The sequence below is a fragment of the Arthrobacter sp. 10T416 genome (assembly GCF_056394165.1).
In genome coordinates this window covers 69,065-87,801 of record NZ_JBFTHI010000007.1, presented here as the reverse complement: position 1 = coordinate 87,801, position 18,737 = coordinate 69,065, and the positions used below count along the sequence as shown (strand labels likewise).

Below are 18,737 nucleotides of genomic sequence, written 5' to 3'. Positions count from 1 at the left end.
GGACTCGGACGGACGGGCCGCAAACGGAAGAAGGACCGGACCAGCAGTGCTGGTCCGGTCCTTCTTTTGCGCCTAGCGAGTGCGCGGAAACCTTAGTGCTGGTGTCCGGCGTGCTCGTCTTCTTCGGCCGGCTTTTCCACCACGAGGGTTTCGGTGGTGAGGACCAGCGCCGCGATGGACGCCGCGTTGCGGAGGGCCGCACGCGTGACCTTGACCGGGTCGATGACACCGGCGCCGATCAGGTCTTCGTATTCGCCGGTCTTGGCGTTGAAGCCCTGGTTGACGGCGGATTCGGCCACCTTGGCGACGACGACGTAGCCGTCGAAGCCGGCGTTCTGGGCGATCCAGCGCAGCGGCTGGGTCAGTGCCCGGCGGACGATGCCCACGGCAGCTGCCGCGTCGCCGTCGAGCGCCTGGACTGCCGGATCCTCGTCGAGCGCCTTAAGGGCGTGGATGAGGGCGGAGCCGCCGCCGGCCACGATGCCCTCTTCAAGGGCGGCGCGGGTGGAGGACACGGCGTCCTCGATGCGGTGCTTCTTTTCCTTCAGCTCGACCTCGGTGGCTGCGCCGACCTTGATCACGCCGATGCCGCCGGCCAGCTTGGCCAGGCGTTCCTGCAGCTTTTCCTTGTCCCAGTCCGAGTCGGTGCGGGTCAGCTCGGCGCGCAGCTGCGCGACGCGGGCGGCGACGTCCTCGGCGGAACCGGCACCGTCAACAATGGTGGTGTTGTCCTTCGTCACGGTGATACGGCGGGCGGTGCCGAGCACCTCAAGGCCAACCGAATCCAGGCTCAGACCCAGCTCCGGGGACACAACCTGGGCGCCGGTGAGGGTCGCGATGTCCTGCAGCATGGCCTTGCGGCGGTCGCCGAAGCCCGGTGCCTTGACGGCAACGACGTTCAGGGTGCCACGGATGCGGTTGACGATCAGCGTGGAGAGAGCCTCGCCGTCGACGTCTTCAGCAATGATGAACAGCGGCTTGGAGCTCTGCAGCGCCTTCTCCAGCAGCGGCAGGAATTCCTGTACGGAGGAGATCTTGCCCTGGTTGATCAGGATGAGGGCGTCCTCAAGGACTGCTTCCTGGCGTTCCGCGTCGGTGACGAAGTACGGAGACAGGTAGCCCTTGTCGAACTGCATGCCCTCGGTGAGAACCAGCTCGGTCTGCGTGGTGGAGGACTCCTCGATGGTGATCACACCATCCTTGCCGACCTTGCCGAACGCCTCGGCCAGCAGTTCGCCGACCTCGTCGCTCTGCGCGGAAATGGCGGCCACGTTGGCCACCTGGGTGCCCTCGACCGGGCGGGCGTTCTCGAGCAGGCGGGCTGCAACGGCCTCGACGGAGACCTCGATGCCGCGCTTGATCTGGCCCGGGGCGGCGCCGGCGGCTACGTTGCGCAGGCCTTCCTTGACCAGGGCCTGGGCCAGCACGGTGGCCGTGGTGGTGCCGTCACCGGCGACGTCGTTGGTCTTGGTGGCGACCTCCTTGGCGAGCTGTGCGCCAAGGTTTTCGTAGGGGTCGTCCAGTTCCACTTCGCGGGCGATGGTCACACCGTCGTTGGTGATCGTGGGGGCGCCCCACTTCTTGTCCAGCACGACGTTGCGGCCGCGCGGGCCAAGCGTGACCTTGACCGTGTTGGCGAGCTTATCGATGCCGGCTTCAAGCGACCGGCGGGCAGCGTCGTTAAACGCAAGCTGCTTTGCCATGGATTTGTCCTTTCAAGACAGAACCCCGCGCAGCCGTCCCGTTCTAAAGTGACGGAGCGGCGGCGCGGGGGTCCAAGAGAGTTACTTTACGACGATCGCCAGAACGTCGCGGGCGGACAGCACGAGGTACTCGACGCCGCCGGTCTTGACTTCGGTTCCGCCGTACTTGGAGTAGATGACAACATCGCCGACGGCGACGTCTACGGGAACGCGGTTGCCGTTGTCGTCAAAGCGGCCGGGGCCAACTGCGACAACTTCGCCTTCCTGCGGCTTCTCCTGCGCGGAGTCCGGGATAACCAGGCCGGAAGCCGTGGTCTGCTCAGCTTCGAGCGGGCGGACAACAATACGATCCTCAAGAGGCTTAATAGAGACCGACACTCGGACCTCTCCTTTTCATCAGCAAATTCGTGGACGTTGAAGCTGTGGTGCCAAGGCGTACAGACCGTCGTCGCGGTGCCGGCAGCAGCCAGGCTGGTGAAGCTTCAGGTGTTAGCACCCGCCTAGGGAGAGTGCTAACGACGACTCTATGTAAGGTGTTAGCACTCGGTCAAGGTGAGTGCCAGAAGTTCGTCGTGGGTGAACGCCTGAGACGGACATGCCCATCCTTCGCGCCGGCCGATGGACATGCCCAATGGTCCCGATGCGCATGCCCAGTCCTGGCTCTGAACAATGGACATGCCGGTTGGGGCGTGTCGCCGCTGGACATGTCCCGCGGAGTGCTTGCGGACATGCGCGACGTTGACGCCGAAGGATGGACATGCTCATTGGTGGGACCTGACAGTGGACATATCCGGGTTATGCCCAGTCCTGGCGCTGAAGAATGGGCATGTCCATCGCGGCCCCGCTCTGAACTAGGGACATGTCCGAGGAGTACTTGCGGGCACGCTCAACGTTGGCGCCGAAGGATGGACATGTCCAGTGGTGGCACCGACCAGTGGACATATCCGGATCATGCCCACTCCTGGCACTGAAAAATGGACATGTCCATCGTGGGCGGTAGGCGGCACCCGCCGGAACCCGACACCCCCAGCCCCGCCTACTCCCCGGCGAGGTCCTCGTAATCCCAGTCCTGGCCGTCGTCGTCCTCGTCGATGCGGGGGGTCGAATTGCGTTCGCGGTACAGGACGAAGCCGCCGGCGAGTGCAGCCAGCGCGCCCAGCGCCAGGAAGATTATGCCGCCAACCTTGGCTGCGGCGTAGGTGTCACGGATGGCCCGCGCCTCGTCCGTTGCGTCCTTCACGTCCTTGCCGCCCACCGAGTAGACGGTCGCGTTGAAGGAATCCAAAAAGAAGATGATGACCAGCAGCGCCACGCACACGACCGCGACCACGCAGCCCGCGATCAGGGCCGGTCGCGCAAAACGCGCAATGCCCGTGCTGCGCACGGCCTCCGCCGCGGCCTCCCCGCCGGTTTGCTCGCTGGTGCCTGCCGTGCCGAAGTCGTCTGTGTCCCTGCCGTTCATGCCGTCCAGCCTATCGGTCGCGCCCGGCGTTCCGCGCCTGAACTACGCTTGATGGCATGGCTGAGACGACGCAGGACCAGATCGCCCCGCTGCTCAATCCGGAAGGCTGGGAGCTGCTCGCGTCGCTCGGGCCCTACCGGGAGGAGGAGGCTTTCCGCCTGAACGCCTCGCTCCGGAGGGCCGGGCACTCCCCCGAACTGGTCTCCGCGGCACTCACCCAGTCCCGGCTGCGGACCAAGGCCGAGGCCAAGTTTGGCGAGTTCGCGCGGCAGATGATTTTCACCCGGGCCGGCCTGGAACAGGCCACACGGCTGACCGTGGCTGCACGGCATGCGCAGCGCTTCGCCGAGGCCGGGGTGGCCCACGTGGCGGACCTGGGCTGCGGCCTGGGCGCCGACTCCATGGCTCTGGCCTCCCTGGACATCACGGTCACCGCCGTGGAACTCGATGAAACCACCGCCGCCTGCGCCACCATGAACCTGATCCCGTTCCGGAACGCCACCGTCGTCCACGCCGACGCCGCCGCCGTCCCGCTCGAGGGGATCGACGGAGTCTGGCTCGACCCTGCACGGCGCACCACCTCGTCCTCGGGAACCAAACGGCTCTGGGATCCGGAAGATTTCTCGCCGCCGCTGTCCTTTGTGGAATCGCTGGCAGGTTCGGGCCGCGCCGTGGGCGTGAAGATGGGCCCCGGCATGCCGCACGCCTCCGTGCCCGCCGGCTGCGAGGCCCAATGGGTTTCGGTGGGCGGCGACGTCACCGAGGTGGCGCTCTGGTTCAACGCGGTCCGCCGGCCCGGAATCCGGCGCGCCGCGCTGGTCCTGGGGCCGCAGGGCGCCGCGGAACTCACCAGCACCGAGGACTTCGACGCCGGACCCGAGGCCCCCGTGGGCCCGGTGGAGGGCTACCTCTATGAGCCCGACGGCGCCGTGATCCGCGCCGGCCTGGTGGCCGACGTCGCGCTCCAGCTGGGCGGGCACCTGCTGGATGAACACATCGCCTACATCTGCGCACCGGACCTGCGCGACAGCCCCTTCGCCCGCGCTTACAAGGTCCTGGAAGTGCTGCCGTTCAACGTCAAGCTCCTCAAGGCCTGGGTGCGGGACAACGGCGTCGGCGTCCTGGACATCAAGAAGCGCGGCACCGCCGTCACTCCTGAGGAACTCCGCAAGCAGCTGCTCCCGGGCGGCAAGACCGGCAAGAATGCGGCGAAGAAGACGGCCACCCTGGTCCTGACCAGGATCGGCGAGGAACGGGTGGCCATTTCGGTGGAGCCGGTGTCAGCCGAGTCCGCCTGAGCCCAACGGCCCGAGCCGAGTCCGCATAAACAAACAGGCCCGCTACAGGCCCGCTACTGGGCGCGCATGAACTCCTCGGCGGCACGGACCTGCTCGGCGTCGGGCCGCACGCCGGTGTAGAGCACAAACTGTTCGAGCGCCTGGATGGTGGCCACTTCGGCTCCGGTGATGACGGGTTTGCCGGCCGCGCGTGCCGCCTTGATCAGGGGTGTCTCGGCTGGCAGGGCGACGACGTCGAACACCACCTTCGCGGCGTCCACTGCGGCTTGCGGGAAGGACAGCGCGTCGGCGTCCGGGCCGCCTGCCATGCCCACCGGCGTCACATTGATGAGCATGTCCGCGGCCCCGGCGCCCGTCCCCGTGGCGGGAATCGCCGCGAGCCAGTCGAAGCCATACAGGCCGGCGAGTGCCCGGCCGGCCTCCTCGTTGCGGGCGATGATGGTGACCCGCCGGAAACCCGCATCGCGGAGGGCCGCCGCCGTCGCCTTCGCCATGCCGCCGGCGCCCAGCAGCCACACCGAGTAGTCGGCGGGGACCGCGTTGCGCTGCAGCAGCTGCTCGATGGCGGTGTAGTCGGTGTTGTACGCCGTGAGCCGGCCGCCGTCGTTCACGATCGTGTTGACCGACTCGATCGCCCGTGCCGACGGGTCCATCGCGTCCACCAGGGCGATGACGTCCTCCTTGTAGGGCATCGACACCGCACACCCGCGGATCCCGAGGCCCCGCACGCCGGCGATGGCCTGGGCGAGGTCAGTGGGGGCGAAGGCCTTATAGATCCAGTTCAGGCCCAGCTGGTCGTAGAGGTGGTTGTGGAAGCGCGTTCCGTTGTTGCTCGGCCGGGCCGAGAGCGAGATGCACAGGGTCATGTCTTTATTCAGGATGGGCACAGCACAATTAAACGCCACCCCGCCGCGGCCGCCCCATGTGAACACTCTCACGTAACAGCCGCCACCTGGCCGCCAGTCCGCCGCCACCCCTGCACTAGACTTGGAGCACCGTTGCCGTGCCGCAGCAGGCCGCTTCCGCGGCGGACGCCAACGCCGACGCCGACGGTGGGGACAAACCGTCAGTTCAGGCCGTCATTGGGGCAGTCGGTTCAGGCCGTCACGCATCACAGCACAACCGGGCATTCATGGCGCGCAGCACTGGCGGGCGACACAACAGCGAAGGGACCACATGAAGATTGATTTCGCTTCATCCGGGCAATCAACTCTTGGTGTGGAATGGGAACTCGCGCTAGTCAACGCAGAGACCGGTGAACTGGCCTCCGTGGCCGGCGAAGTGCTCCGCGGCGTCGCTGCCCGGCACCCCGAACTGAACGAGGATGACGAACACCCGCACATCAAGCAGGAACTGCTGCTGAACACCGTGGAACTCGTCACCGGCATCTGCACCACCGTGGCGGAAGCCAAAGCGGACCTGAACAGTTCACTCGCCGCTGTCCGCGAAGTGACCGACCCCATGGGTGTGGAGGTCTTCTGCGCCGGCAGCCACCCGTTCAGCCCCCCGCAGCTGCAGCCCGTCACGGACAAGGAACGGTACGCGAAGCTGATCGACCGCACCCAGTGGTGGGGCCGGCAGATGGTCATCTACGGCGTCCACGTGCACGTAGGCCTGGACAGCCGCGACAAGGTCCTGCCCGTCCTGGACGGACTGGTCAATTACTTCCCGCACTTCCAGGCACTCTCCGCGTCCAGCCCGTTCTGGGGCGGCGAGGACACCGGCTACGCCTCGCACCGCGCGCTGATGTTCCAGCAGCTGCCGACGGCGGGACTGCCGTTCCAGTTCGCCAGCTGGCAGGAATACGAGTCCTACGTCCAGGACATGTTCACCACCGGGGTGATCGATACCCTCTCCGAGATCCGCTGGGACATCCGCCCGGTTCCCAACCTCGGCACCATCGAAATGCGCATCTGCGACGGCCTGGCCACCATTGAGGAAGTCGGCGCGATCGCGGCCCTCACCCAGTGCCTCGTGGACGAGTTCTCCACCATCCTGGACAACGGCGGCACCATCCCCACCATGCCGCCGTGGCACGTACAGGAGAACAAGTGGCGGGCGGCCCGCTACGGCCTGGAGGCCATCATCATCCTCGACGCCGAAGGCAACGAACAGCTGGTCACCGACCACCTGCGGGAGACGCTGGCCCGGCTCGAACCCGTCGCCGCGAAGCTCGGCTGCACCGCGGAGCTGGCCGACGTCGAGAAGATCATCGAGCGCGGCGCCGGCTACCAGCGTCAGCGCCGGGTGGCCGCGGAGCACGGCGGTGACCTGCGCGCCGTCGTCCTGGACCTCGTCGACCAGATGCGCAAGGGACCCGAAGCGTAGACAGCCTGCGGGTTCTCCTCGGGCTCCCGGCTGGCCGTTAGGCGGACACCGAGGTCACGGGCATCGACGAGTCGGGGGCGAAGCCGATCCCGCTCGGCGCGGTCCCGGACATCACCAGCTGCGCACCCAACGCCGCCACCATGGCGCCGTTGTCCGTGCAGAGCTGCAGCGGCGGCACCGTCAGCCGGATGCCGGCGGCACGGCAGCGCTGTTCGGTAAGCTGGCGCAGCCGCGAGTTGGCCGCCACTCCCCCGCCCAGCAGCAGCTCGGTAATGCCGTTCTCGCGGCAGGCCAGCACCGCCTTGGCCGTGATCACATCCACCACGGCTTCCTGGAAGGCCGCCGCGACGTCGGCCACCGGCACCTCTTCGCCGCGGGCCTCGAACTGCTCCACGCAGCGTGCGACGGCGGTCTTGAGTCCGCTGAAGGACCAGTCGTAACGGTGCGGGCCGGGTTCCTCCGCGGTCCCCATGTACTTGGGCTGGGTGAGGCCGCGCGGGAACCGGATGGCCTTCGCATTGCCGGTGCGCGCCAGTTTGTCGATGGCCGGGCCTCCGGGGTAGCCGAGGCCCAGGAGCCGGGCCACCTTGTCGTAGGCCTCGCCGGCGGCGTCGTCGATCGTGGAGCCCAGGAGTTCGACGTCGTCGGTGATGCTGCGGATCCGCAGGATCTCGGTATGGCCGCCGGACACCAGGAGCGCGCCGAGATTTTCGGGCAGGGCTGGGACCTGCGGTCCGCCGTCGTCGCCGGTGTCGAGCAGCCCGACGCCGACGTGCGCCACCAGGTGGTTGATGGCGTACAGCGGTTTGCCGGTGGCGACGGCGAGCGCCTTGGCCGCGCACACGCCCACCATCAGAGCGCCTGCGAGACCGGGCCCGGAGGTGACGGCGATCGCGTCGATGTCGTCCAGCGCCACGTCAGCATCGGCGAGGGCCTCCTGGAGGGTGGGAACAAACGCATCGAGGTGGGCGCGGGAGGCGATCTCGGGAATGACACCGCCGAAGCGGACGTGCTCCTCCATGGACGAGGAGACCGTGTTGGCCAGCAGCCGGGTGCCGCGGACAATGCCCACGCCGGTCTCGTCGCACGAGGACTCGATCCCCAGCACCAGTGGCTGGGAGCTGTGCAGGGGGTGGCTCATTCTCGGCCCGCTTCCGTTGGCTGGGTGTCGTCGGTACCGGCCGCCGGCCGGCCGTCCGTGTGCAGTTGCAGGCGCATGATCAGCGCATCAACGCCGTCCCGGTAGTAGCGCGGGCGGACGTGGATCTGCTCGAAGCCGAAACGCCGGTAAAGCTGCTGCGCACGGGGGTTGTCGGCCCGTACCTCCAGCAGCACGTCCGCGGCATGCCGCAGCCGGCTTTCCCGGATTAGTTCGGTCAGCAGCGCGGAGCCGATGCCGCGCCCCTCCTGTTCGGGCACGACGGCGATGGTCTGGACGTCCGCGATGGGCTCGATGCACATCAGACCCGCATAGCCGACGATCTCGCCGGCGGACTCCGCAACGAGGTAGCGCCGCGTTTCGGTCTGCGCGAGTTCATCGAAGAACATCTGCAGCGGCCAGGCGTCCACCGGGAACAGCCGGCACTCCAGGACATGGACGGCGGGAATGTCCGCCGGCGTCATCGGCCGGAGGCTCATCCCGGCAGGATTGGCACCCGCCGGGGTCTGCGCGGCGGTCACAGGGCGCGCTTCCGCGGGCCGGGGACCTGGGCGTCGGACTCGCGCAGGTACAGCGGTGTGGTGTCCAACAGCTGTTGTCCGGCAGTGAGCCGGGCGAGCGCGAACTGGCCGAGGGACAGCGCCTCGGGCTGGCGTCCGGCGAATCCGGGTACGGCGTCGAGGACTTCGGGGTAGAGCCCGGCGCCCGCACCGAAGACGGGCAGGTTGGGCAGGCCGGCAGCGAAGCCTACGTGGGGCCCGTCGAGCAGTTCCGGAAGCTGGCCGTCGGCCAGGGCGTAGCGGGCCCAGTAGACCTCTTTGCGCCGGGCGTCGGTGGCGACGATGAATTCGGCGGCCCCCTCGGTGGACTCGGCCACCTCCAGGGCGATCGCGTCCAGGCTCATCAGCCCGTACAACGGTTTCTGCCAGACGTACGCAAGGCTGCGGGCGGTGACGATGCCGGAGCGCAGGCCGGTGAACGGTCCCGGGCCTACCCCGGCGACGATGACGTCGACGTCGGCCCCGCTGAGGCCGGCTTCGGCGAGGAGCTGGGCGATGCCGGGGGCCAGGACCTCGGCGTGGCTGCGGGTGTCCTCGGTGGCGAAGCTGCCCACCACCGATTCCGGTGAATCGTCCGAAACGAGGGCGGCGCTGGCAACGGCCGAGGTATCAATGGCAAGGATCAGCATCTTCAGTCCGTTTCCGGGGTTGCGGGACGTCCGGGCGGTGCGGCGAGGACGGCCGGCGGCTCGGCCCAGCGCGGACCGAAGCCGCGGAAGACCACGGTGCGGGGCTCGTCGGCGTCGTCGGTGTCGAAATCGAGGACGACGTCGGCGGGGACGGTGTCGGTGGGGGCGGGCTGCGGGGCGCCGCCGTCGTCGTGCGGCTGGGGCGCGCCGACCGCGTGGGCGCCGCCGAGCTGGCGGTACAGCTCAATCTCCAGCCGGCTCTCGCTCAGGTGCTCCACCCGGTCGCGGCCCCATTCCACCACCGTGACCGCGCTGTCCATGGTGTTTTCGAGGTCGATGTCGTCGATTTCAGCGGCAGACGCGAGCCTGTAGGCATCCACGTGGACCAGGTCGGGACCGCCGGGACGGGGCCCGTCGGGCAGGTTGGGGTGGATCCGGACCAGTACAAACGTGGGCGAGATGACCCCGGCGCGAACGCCGAGGCCCTCCCCCAGTCCCTGGGTGAACGTGGTTTTCCCGGCGCCGAGTTCGCCCGTGAGGACCAACAGGTCACCGGCCTCCAGCCCTGCACCGAGGGCGGCTGCGAGCGCGTGGGTCTGTTCAGCGGTACCCACCTCGAGGGTCCGCTCCCAGGCAGGTTCGCTCACTGGGCTGCCCCGCTGGTGGCCTCTTCGTTGATGTAGCGCCGGGGCACGCGGGGGCTGATGCGGGTGACGATTTCGTAATTGTTGGTTCCCGCGGCCCTGGCCCAGTCCTCGGCGGTGGGGCCGCCGTCGGCGCCGTCACCGAACATCACGGCTTCGGCGCCCAGCACGCTGGGGCCGCCCTCGGTGACGTGGAGCGGGCCGAGGTCGATCACCATCTGGTCCATCGCGATGCGGCCAACCACGGGATAGTTCACCCCGCCCACCCGGATGGGTCCGCCCGTGGCGACGCGGGGAACGCCGTCGGCATAGCCCAGCGGGACGAGGCCCAGTGTGCTGGCGCCGGCGGTGCGGTAGTTGAGGCCGTAGGAGACACCCTGGCCGGCGGGGACGTCCTTGCAGTGCGAGACAAGCGTCCGGACCGTCATCGCCGGTCGCAGCCCCACCTCGGCGGACCCCTGCTCTTCGAACGGGGAGAGGCCGTAGATGCCGAGGCCCACCCGGACCAGGTCGAAGTGGGTGTCGGGGCGGGACAGCGTCGCCGGGGTGTTGGCGAGGTGCCGGACCTCGGGGTCGACGCCGGCGTCCTGCGCCATCGCCAGGATTTCGCGGAAGGCCGCCAGTTGCTGGTCGGTCTCGGGGCGCTCGGGTTCATCGGCGACGGCGAGGTGCGAGAAAATCCCGACGACGCGCAGCAGGCCCTGGTCCTGATACTCGATGGCCTCGCCCAGCAGGGTGTCCCAGGAAGCGAGAGTGGCGCCATTGCGGCCGAGGCCGGTGTCCACTTTCAAGTGGATTCGGGCCGGGCGTTCCTGTTCGCGGGCTGCAGCCACGATCCGGCCGAGCTCCCAGCCGGAACAGCCAATGTCGATCCCGGCTGCGACGGCGGCGGCAAAGTTGCTTTCCGGGGTGTGCAGCCAGGCCAGCAGCGGGGCGTCGATACCGGCGGCGCGCAGAGCGAGGGCCTCGGAGATGTGTGCGACACCGAGCCAGCTGGCTCCTGCCCTCAGCGCTGCCCGGGCCACCGGGATGGCCCCGTGCCCGTAGGCGTCTGCCTTGACGACGGCCATCACCTTTGCCGGGGACGCGACGGCTGCCAGGCGCCGCACATTGTGCCGGATGGCCTCAAGGTCAATGACGGCCGAGCGTTCCTCGACCCGGCCGGTCCAGGCTTCCGCCGCGGGCCCGAAATCACCTGTTGCTGCTGGGTATATCACCGTTCGATTCTACGGGTGGTCGCAGGGCGTGCTGAATTCCCCGGCCGCCGGGCGCGGATGGACATGCCCATCGGCCACAAGCCACGCACCCACGCGGCCACCCCCGGCAACGCCCACCCCTACGCGTCGGAGAGATGCGCGATGGTCGCCGTCGCCCGCCGTTGCGCTTCCGGCGGCACGTCACGGACGATATCCTCCAGAAAGCGGTAGCGGCGCAACCACTGGCTGCCCTGGCGCTCCTTGCGGGCATTCGCGCGCTGCCACCAGTCGGCGAGGTCGCCCCAGCCGGGCGCGGCCAGCGACCCGCCGACGTGCTGCACGGCCAGGGCCGCGCAAAGGTTGGCGAACCGCAGCCGGTCCCCCAGTGGCCAGCCCGCCAGGCAGCCCACAATAAACGCGGCGCCGAAGCAGTCCCCCGCCCCGGTGGGGTCGTAGGCCGGGACCGGCAGCGCAGGAACCCACTCCTCCTCGCCGGTCTCGGAGTCCACCGCCATGGCGCCCTGCGGACCCAGCGTCACCACGGCCACGGGGACTTGGTCCGCGAGCGCATACAGCGCGGCCCACGGGTTGTCCTTGCCGGTGAACGCCATGGCCTCCTGCTGGTTGGGCAGGAAGGCGTGGAAGTATTTCAGGTTCTCCAGCCGGGACTGCGCCCATGTGCCCGTGGGATCCCAGCCGACGTCACCAAACAGCCGGACGCCGGCCCGGTGCGCGTCGACGGCCCAGGGTTCCAGTTCCTCGCCCAGTTCGGCGACGGCGGCGAGCGCGGGCGGCGGGCAGCCGATGAGCTCGGTGGAGGAGACCGGCGCCGGATGCCCGTGGGTCACCATGGAGCGGTCCTTCTCGACGCTGAGCGACACGGTGACCGGGGAATGCCATCCCGGGACACGCCGGGACAGCGACAGGTCAACGTGTTCCTGCCGGTCCAGGATCTTCCAGTTGTAGTCGCCGTAGCCGTCATCGCCGAACGCGGCGGCCAGCGCGGTGCGCAGCCCCAGCCGGGCCGCGGCGATGGCCTGGTTGGCCACCCCGCCCGGGCAGCTGCCCATCCCGTCGCTCCAGATCTCGGTGCCGGGCCGGGGTGCATGCGGCAACCCGGTGAAGATGATGTCCTGGAACACGGTGCCCGTCAGGAGCAGGTCGAAGCCGCCCGCCCCGGGGGTCCGGACGGCGGCGAGCGGGTCGAAGCGCGGCGCGGGGATCGCGTCCATACACGGCACACTACGCCGTCCCGGTACCCCGCGAAAGGCGGCGCTCCGGGCCCGTGGCCCGGGTGCCGAATAGACTGCAGGCATGCGGCTAATGATTGCCGGCGGCGGCGGATTCCGCGTGCCGCTGGTCTACCGGGCGCTCTCCGCCGGCCCCTACGCCGGGCTGGTGCGCGAGCTGGTGCTCTACGACGTCGACGCCGGCCGGCTCGCTGCGATCCGGGCCGTGCTGGCCGCCATGCCGGGGCCTGCGGCCGCCGAGGGTGCTGCCCGCGGCGGCCCGCCCATCCTGGCCACCACCTCCCTGGCCGAGGCCCTGACCGGCACGCACATGGTCTTCGCGGCCATCCGTCCGGGCGGCACCGCGGGGCGGACCGCCGACGAGCGGGTGGCCCAGAGGCTGGGGTTGCTGGGCCAGGAGACCACCGGGGCGGGCGGTATTTCCTACGCCCTGCGCACCATCCCGCCCATGCTGGACCTGGCCCGGTCCATGAAACGCCTCTGCCCGGAAGCGTGGCTGGTCAACTTCACCAATCCGGCCGGGATGGTCACCGAGGCGCTGGTCCCTGAGCTCGGCGGCAGGGTGGTGGGGATCTGCGACTCGGCCGGCGGGCTGGTGCACCGAGCGGCGCGGGCCGCCGGCGTCGTCCTGCCGGAGGGGCGGCTGGACGGGGTGGGCTATTACGGGCTTAACCATCTGGGCTGGCTGTACCGGCTCCGGTCCGGCGGACGTGACGTCCTCCCGGACCTGCTCGCCAGCCCCGGCGCCCTGGCCGGCTTCGAAGAGGGCCGCCTGTTCCCGCAGCCGTTCCTGGCGGACTTGGGCTGCCTGCCGAACGAGTACCTGTATTACTACTACAACACCGCCCGCGCCGTGGCCGCCATGCAGGCCGCACCGCAGACCCGCGGGGAATCCATCCACCAGCAGCAGTCCGGACTCTACCCGCGGCTCGCTTCCGGGGGCCCCGACGCCTACCGGCTCTGGGACGCCGCCCGCCGCTCCCGGGAAGAGGGATACCTGGCCGATGCCCGGACCGCCGGCGAACAGCGGGACGAAGAGGACCTGGCCGGCGGCGGGTACGAACGCGTCGCGCTGGCGGTCATGCGGGCGCTCTCCGGCGGCGGGGACGCCGAGCTGGTCCTCAACACCCCCAATGCGGTGCCCGGGCCCGGCGGCGCCGTGTCGGCCGCGATTCCCGGCCTCCCGGCGGACGCCGTCGTCGAGGTTCCCTGCCGGGTGAACGCCGACGGCGTGGTGCCGCTGCCGCAGGACCGCCCGGCGGAAGCGCAGCTGGCGTTGATGCGGCGGATCAAGGAGGTGGAACGGCTGGTGGTCCGGGCGGCCGGGCCGCGGGGCGCTGACGCGCCGTCGTCCGGCGCGGACGGCCCGTCGTCAGGCACGGACGCGCCCTTCGACCGGCGGGAGGCGGCGCTGGCGGCCTTCGCCCGGCATCCCCTGGTCGATTCGGAAGTACTCGCCGGACGGCTGCTGGCCGGATATGAGGCCGCGTTCCCCGCGCTCACGGAGCTGTGGACCGCGGACGCCTAGAGCCGGCGGTACATCACGTGCAGGCCCACGTAGCCCAGCTGCGGGTGCCGGAAGGCCTCCGGGATGGTGGCCAGGATCTCGAAGCCCATGCCCTGCCACGCCGCAACAGCCCGGGTATTGCTTTCCACTACGGCGTTGAACTGCATGGCACGGAACCCGGCGGCCCGTGCGGCGTCCAGCGAGTAGGCGCACAAGGCCCGGGCCACACCCCGTCCGCCGTGAGTTGCCCCCACCATGTAGCCGGCGTTGGCCACGTGGCTGCCCGCGCCGCCCTGGTTCGCGTGCAGCTCCCCGGTGCCCAGCACCACGCCGTCGAGCTCGCCGGTCCCGACCGCCACGAAGGTCTGGCCGGGGGACGTCTTGATCCACTTGCTGCGCGCCTGGTCCTCGGTGGTGTCGCGTTCCCAGGTGAACGTCTCCCCTGCCCGGATGACGGGCTCCAGGATCTCCCAGATGGCAGGCCAGTCCTCAGCGGTGGCCTCGCGGATCCGGTACGGTGCCTCCGCGGGAGGGATTTGTGCAGGTGCGTTCACAGCCGTCACGTTAGCATCAGGCGGGACCCCGCCGGCCGGGCCGCTGTACAGGAGTAGTGTTTTATCGAATCCACGTCACGCCAAGGGAAGGAAGCAGATGCCGCTGGTCCGCCGGGTCGCGTTCCTGTCCCTGCACACCTCCCCCATGGAGCAGCCCGGTTCCGGGGACGCTGGCGGCATGAACGTGTACATCCGGGCCCTCGCGGCGGCACTCGCCGAGACCGGCGTCGAAGTGGAAATCTTCACCAGGTCCACCGCGGCCGGGCAGGCCGCCGTCGAGCACCCGTCACCCGGTGTCTGCGTCCACAACGTCCTCGCCGGCCCGCCGCGGAAACTCCCCAAAGAGGAACTGCCGGCACTGCTGCACAGCATGGTCGCGGAGATCGACCGGATCCGCCAACTCCAGCCGCACGGCCGCTATGACGTCATCCATTCCCACTATTGGGTCTCGGGCGTCGCCGGGCTGGAGCTTTCGGAGCTGTGGGGGGTGCCGCTGGTACACACCATGCACACCATGGCCAAGGTCAAGAACCTGCTCCTGGAGTCCGGCGAGCAGCCCGAACCGCGCCGGCGTGAGGACGGTGAGCACCGGATCGTCGACGGCGCCACCCGGCTGATCGCCAATACCGGCGCCGAGGCCGCGGAACTGGTCTCGCACTACGCCGCCGACCCGGACCGCATCGACGTCGCGCCCCCGGGGGTGGACCTTTCCGTCTTTACCCCCGCGTTCCGAAGCCGAGCCCGCACCGAGCACAACGTCCCACCGGGCCGGTTCCACCTGCTGTTCGCCGGACGGATCCAGCGGCTCAAGGGCCCGCAGATCCTGGTCAAGGCGGCCGCGCTGCTGCGTGCGCGGCGCCCGGACATCGACCTGCAGCTGACCATCCTCGGTGCGGTGAGCGGGGCGCGGGATTTCGACCTCAAGTCCTTGATCAGCGCCGCCGGAATGGACGACGTCGTCACACACCACCCGCCGGTCAGCGCGCCCAAACTGGCCGGGTGGTACCGTTCGGCCGACGTCGTGGTGATGCCGTCCTACAGCGAGTCCTTCGGGCTGGTGGCCCTGGAGGCCCAGGCCTGCGGCACGCCGGTGGTCGCCACGAAGGTCGGCGGGCTGTCCCGGGCCATCTTCGACGGCCGGACCGGGCTGCTGGTGGAGGGCCACAAGGCGGCGGACTGGGCGGATGCGCTGGAGGCGCTGCACGACGATCCGGCCACCCGGGAGGACATGGGCCGGGCCGCGTCGGTGCACGCACAGGATTTCGGCTGGCAACGCACCGCCGCGATCACGCAGGAGAGCTACCAGGCCGCACTGGTCCAGTACCTTGGAAGTCGAAGCATCCCGGCGGGCCACGCGCACTGACCGGACGCCAGACGGGCCTCCCGGGTGGAACCGCCGGCCGGAGCCCACGAAGCCACGAGCTGAAGGACACCGATGTCTGAGAACACCACCGAACACGCCGCAGCCAGCACCGCAGGGCGCATCCTGAGCGATCTGGAGATCGCACAACGGGCCACCATGCGGCCCATCGAGGACGTGGCCGCCGCGGCCGGGATCAATCCGGAGGCCCTGGAATTCTACGGCCGGTTCAAGGCCAAAATCGACCCCGCCAAACTGCGCCGCGACGCCGCGCACACCCCGGGCAAGGTGGTGCTGGTCTCGGCGATGTCCCCGACTCCGGCCGGGGAGGGCAAGTCCACCACCACCGTGGGCCTGGCGGACTCCCTGGCCCGCGCCGGGCACCGGGTGATGATTGCGCTGCGTGAACCCTCGCTGGGCCCGATCCTGGGGATGAAGGGCGGGGCCACCGGCGGCGGCTACTCCCAGGTCCTGCCGATGGACGAGATCAACCTGCACTTCACCGGCGACTTCCACGCCATCACCTCGGCGAACAACGCCCTTATGGCGCTGGTGGACAACCACATCTACCAGGGCAACGTGCTGAACATCGATCCGCGCCGGATGACGTTCAAACGGGTCCTGGACATGAACGACCGTGCGCTGCGTGAAGTGGTGATCGGCCTCGGCGGCCCCACCCAGGGTGTGCCGCGGCAGGACGGTTTCGACATCACGGTCGCCTCGGAAATCATGGCCGTGTTCTGCCTGGCGACTGATCTTGACGACCTCCGGGCACGGCTGGGCCGGATCACCTTCGGCTACACCTACGACCGGGAACCGGTCACGGTCGCAGACCTCGGCGTCCAGGGCGCCCTGACCATGCTCCTCAAGGATGCGATCAAACCCAACCTTGTGCAGACCATCGCGGGCACCCCGGCCCTGGTCCACGGCGGCCCCTTCGCCAACATCGCGCACGGCTGCAATTCCCTGATTGCCACGCAGACAGCCCGCAGCCTGGCCGACGTCGTCATCACCGAGGCCGGCTTCGGCGCGGACCTGGGCGCTGAAAAGTTCATGGACATCAAGGCGCGGATGGCCGACGTCGCCCCGTCCGCCGTCGTGGTGGTGGCCACGATCCGTGCGCTCAAGATGCACGGCGGCATCGCCAAGGACCAGCTCAAGGAGCCGAACGTCGAGGCCCTGGCCGCCGGCGTCGCAAACCTGCAGCGGCACGTGCGCAACGTGGAGAAGTTCGGCATCACCCCCGTAGTGGCCATCAACAAGTTCGGTACCGACAGCCCGGAGGAGCTGCAGTGGCTGCTGGACTGGTGCGCTGCCGAGGGTGTTCAGGCCGCGGTAGCGGACGTCTGGGGCCGCGGCGGAGGCGGCGACGGCGGTGACGAACTCGCCGCGAAGGTCGCCGCCGCCATCGACGCCCCGCACGGTTTCCGGCACCTGTACCCGCTGGAGATGTCCGTGGAGGACAAGATCCGCACCATCGTGCAGGAAATCTATGGGGCCGACGGCGTCGACTTCTCCGTTCCGGCGCTCAAGCGGCTCGCGGAGATCGAGAAGAACGGCTGGTCAGGGATGCCGGTCTGTATGGCGAAAACCCAGTATTCGTTCAGCGACGACGCCACCAAGCTCGGCGCACCGAAGGGCTTCACGGTGCACGTGCGGGACCTGATTCCCAAGACGGGCGCCGGGTTCATCGTCGCGCTGACCGGCGCCGTGATGACCATGCCGGGCCTGCCGAAGGTCCCGGCGGCCATGCGAATGGACGTTGACGCCGACGGAAACCCTGTCGGCCTCTTTTAAAGCCGGATGCCCTATCACTTTTGGTCCCTAACCCGGGGGTTGAGGGACCAAAAGTGATAGGGCAACAGGTGGGGTTTAGCGCTCCAGGTCGCCGCGGATGAACGCCTCGACCTTTTCGCGGCCCAGGTCATCGTTGAACTGCTCCGGCGGGGACTTCATGAAGTAGCTCGACGCCGACAGCAGCGGGCCGCCGATGCCGCGGTCCAGGCCGATCTTGGCCGCGCGTACGGCGTCGATGATCACACCGGCGGAGTTGGGCGAGTCCCAGACCTCCAGCTTGTATTCGAGCGATACCGGGGCGTCGCCGAAGTTGCGGCCCTCAAGGCGGACGAAGGCCCATTTGCGGTCATCGAGCCACTGGACGTAGTCCGACGGGCCGATGTGGACGTCCTTGGCCGCGAGGTCGGCCTCGACGTTGGAGGTTACGGCCTGGGTCTTGGAGATCTTCTTGGACTCGAGCCGGTCGCGTTCCAGCATGTTCTTGAAGTCCATGTTGCCGCCGACGTTCAGCTGGTACGTGCGGTCCAGGGTCACGCCGCGGTCTTCGAACAGCTTGGCCATAACGCGGTGCGTGATGGTGGCGCCGATCTGGCTCTTGATGTCGTCGCCCACGATCGGGACGCCGGCGGCGGTGAACTTGTCCGCCCATTCCTTGGTTCCGGCGATGAAGACCGGCAGCGCGTTGACGAACGCCACGCCGGCGTCGATGGCGCACTGGGCGTAGAACTCGGCGGCTTCCTGCGACCCGACGGGCAGGTAGCAGACCATCACGTCGACCTTGGCGTCCTTGAGGGCCTGGACCACGTCAACGGGCTCGTCCGGGGACTGATCGATGGTCTCGAGGTAGTACTTGCCGAGGCCGTCGAGGGTCGGGCCGCGCTGGACGGTGACACCGGTCGGCGGGACGTCGGCGATCTTGATGGTGTTGTTTTCGCTGGCCATGATGGCGGCGGACAGGTCCTGGCCCACCTTCTTGCCGTCGACGTCGAACGCGGCAACGAACTGCACGTCGTTGACGTGGTACTTGCCGAACTCCACGTGCATCAGACCCGGAATCGTGGCCTGGGGGTCGGCATCCTTGTAGTACTGGACACCCTGGACCAGCGAAGTGGCACAGTTACCCACGCCGACGATTGCAACACGAATCGGATTTGAAGACACGAAACTCCCTTTTGAACAAACTTCACATGCCCGGCGCGGGCGTACTCTGCTGTACGACGGCGGCAAACGGGCATAACGCCATGCGGCTCACTTGCATTCTAGTCAACGGCGCCGCGGTCCAGGTTGTTC

At 68.9% G+C, this 18,737-nt stretch carries 17 protein-coding genes; 5 read left to right on the top strand and 12 right to left on the bottom strand.

What is annotated here, in order from left to right; genetic code table 11:
• Positions 1-92 precede the first annotated feature (92 nt).
• The 3 genes from groL to AC1DBE_RS09615 form a co-directional block, all read right to left on the bottom strand.
• Positions 93-1,703 carry a chaperonin GroEL gene (gene groL / locus AC1DBE_RS09625; RefSeq protein ID WP_476903095.1) on the bottom strand — a complete coding sequence of 537 codons (1,611 nt, stop codon included), beginning with the start codon at positions 1,701-1,703 and terminating at the stop codon, positions 93-95.
• 81 nt (positions 1,704-1,784) lie between these two features.
• Positions 1,785-2,081 carry a co-chaperone GroES gene (gene groES / locus AC1DBE_RS09620; RefSeq protein WP_056737866.1) on the bottom strand — a complete coding sequence of 99 codons (297 nt, stop codon included), beginning with the start codon at positions 2,079-2,081 and terminating at the stop codon, positions 1,785-1,787.
• A gap of 658 nt (positions 2,082-2,739) precedes the next feature.
• Positions 2,740-3,165, bottom strand: a complete 426-nt coding sequence (locus AC1DBE_RS09615) for a hypothetical protein (protein WP_476970353.1) — start codon at positions 3,163-3,165, stop codon at positions 2,740-2,742.
• A 56-nt stretch (positions 3,166-3,221) separates the two neighbouring features.
• Here AC1DBE_RS09615 and AC1DBE_RS09610 point away from each other — a divergent pair, with 56 nt between their 5' ends.
• Complete coding sequence (locus tag AC1DBE_RS09610; RefSeq protein ID WP_476970352.1) at positions 3,222-4,463, top strand: class I SAM-dependent methyltransferase; 1,242 nt, start codon at positions 3,222-3,224, stop codon at positions 4,461-4,463.
• A 53-nt stretch (positions 4,464-4,516) separates the two neighbouring features.
• Here the strand turns inward: AC1DBE_RS09610 and AC1DBE_RS09605 are convergent, their stop codons facing one another.
• The gene (locus AC1DBE_RS09605; protein ID WP_476878303.1) at positions 4,517-5,350 is read right to left on the bottom strand and encodes a shikimate 5-dehydrogenase; all 834 of its coding nucleotides are present in this window, start codon (positions 5,348-5,350) and stop codon (positions 4,517-4,519) included.
• 289 nt (positions 5,351-5,639) lie between these two features.
• Between AC1DBE_RS09605 and AC1DBE_RS09600 the strand changes: the two genes are divergently transcribed.
• Positions 5,640-6,791, top strand: a complete 1,152-nt coding sequence (locus AC1DBE_RS09600; protein WP_476878304.1) for a glutamate--cysteine ligase — start codon at positions 5,640-5,642, stop codon at positions 6,789-6,791.
• 37 nt (positions 6,792-6,828) lie between these two features.
• Here the strand turns inward: AC1DBE_RS09600 and tsaD are convergent, their stop codons facing one another.
• The 6 genes from tsaD to AC1DBE_RS09570 all read right to left on the bottom strand — a co-directional run bounded on the left by tsaD (position 6,829) and on the right by AC1DBE_RS09570 (position 12,211).
• The gene (gene tsaD / locus AC1DBE_RS09595; protein ID WP_476878319.1) at positions 6,829-7,920 is read right to left on the bottom strand and encodes a tRNA (adenosine(37)-N6)-threonylcarbamoyltransferase complex transferase subunit TsaD; all 1,092 of its coding nucleotides are present in this window, start codon (positions 7,918-7,920) and stop codon (positions 6,829-6,831) included.
• 8 nt (positions 7,921-7,928) lie between these two features.
• Positions 7,929-8,429: a ribosomal protein S18-alanine N-acetyltransferase gene (gene rimI, locus AC1DBE_RS09590; RefSeq protein WP_476878320.1), complete on the bottom strand. Its 501-nt coding sequence runs from the start codon at positions 8,427-8,429 to the stop codon at positions 7,929-7,931.
• A gap of 38 nt (positions 8,430-8,467) precedes the next feature.
• A complete protein-coding gene (gene tsaB, locus AC1DBE_RS09585) occupies positions 8,468-9,139 on the bottom strand; it encodes a tRNA (adenosine(37)-N6)-threonylcarbamoyltransferase complex dimerization subunit type 1 TsaB (RefSeq protein WP_476878305.1) in 672 nt (223 codons plus the stop codon).
• 2 nt (positions 9,140-9,141) lie between these two features.
• Positions 9,142-9,786 carry a tRNA (adenosine(37)-N6)-threonylcarbamoyltransferase complex ATPase subunit type 1 TsaE gene (tsaE, locus tag AC1DBE_RS09580; RefSeq protein WP_476878306.1) on the bottom strand — a complete coding sequence of 215 codons (645 nt, stop codon included), beginning with the start codon at positions 9,784-9,786 and terminating at the stop codon, positions 9,142-9,144.
• The gene (alr, locus tag AC1DBE_RS09575; protein ID WP_476970351.1) at positions 9,783-11,000 is read right to left on the bottom strand and encodes an alanine racemase; all 1,218 of its coding nucleotides are present in this window, start codon (positions 10,998-11,000) and stop codon (positions 9,783-9,785) included. Before alr ends, tsaE begins: the two co-directional genes overlap by 4 nt.
• 119 nt (positions 11,001-11,119) lie before the next feature.
• A complete protein-coding gene (locus AC1DBE_RS09570; protein WP_476878308.1) occupies positions 11,120-12,211 on the bottom strand; it encodes a carbohydrate kinase family protein in 1,092 nt (363 codons plus the stop codon).
• A gap of 82 nt (positions 12,212-12,293) precedes the next feature.
• Between AC1DBE_RS09570 and AC1DBE_RS09565 the strand changes: the two genes are divergently transcribed.
• Positions 12,294-13,757, top strand: a complete 1,464-nt coding sequence (locus AC1DBE_RS09565) for a family 4 glycosyl hydrolase (RefSeq protein WP_476878309.1) — start codon at positions 12,294-12,296, stop codon at positions 13,755-13,757.
• Here the strand turns inward: AC1DBE_RS09565 and AC1DBE_RS09560 are convergent.
• The gene (locus AC1DBE_RS09560; RefSeq protein ID WP_476878310.1) at positions 13,754-14,290 is read right to left on the bottom strand and encodes an N-acetyltransferase family protein; all 537 of its coding nucleotides are present in this window, start codon (positions 14,288-14,290) and stop codon (positions 13,754-13,756) included. The two genes, AC1DBE_RS09565 and AC1DBE_RS09560, sit on opposite strands and share 4 nt — an antisense overlap.
• 97 nt (positions 14,291-14,387) lie before the next feature.
• Between AC1DBE_RS09560 and mshA the strand changes: the two genes are divergently transcribed.
• Complete coding sequence (gene mshA / locus AC1DBE_RS09555; protein WP_476878311.1) at positions 14,388-15,653, top strand: D-inositol-3-phosphate glycosyltransferase; 1,266 nt, start codon at positions 14,388-14,390, stop codon at positions 15,651-15,653.
• Positions 15,654-15,725: 72 nt separating this feature from the next.
• Entirely contained in the window at positions 15,726-17,447 is a 1,722-nt protein-coding gene (locus AC1DBE_RS09550; protein WP_476878312.1) for a formate--tetrahydrofolate ligase, read from the top strand.
• Positions 17,448-17,522: 75 nt separating this feature from the next.
• Here AC1DBE_RS09550 and AC1DBE_RS09545 read toward each other — a convergent pair whose 3' ends face one another.
• Entirely contained in the window at positions 17,523-18,608 is a 1,086-nt protein-coding gene (locus AC1DBE_RS09545; RefSeq protein ID WP_476878313.1) for an inositol-3-phosphate synthase, read from the bottom strand.
• Positions 18,609-18,737 lie beyond the last annotated feature (129 nt).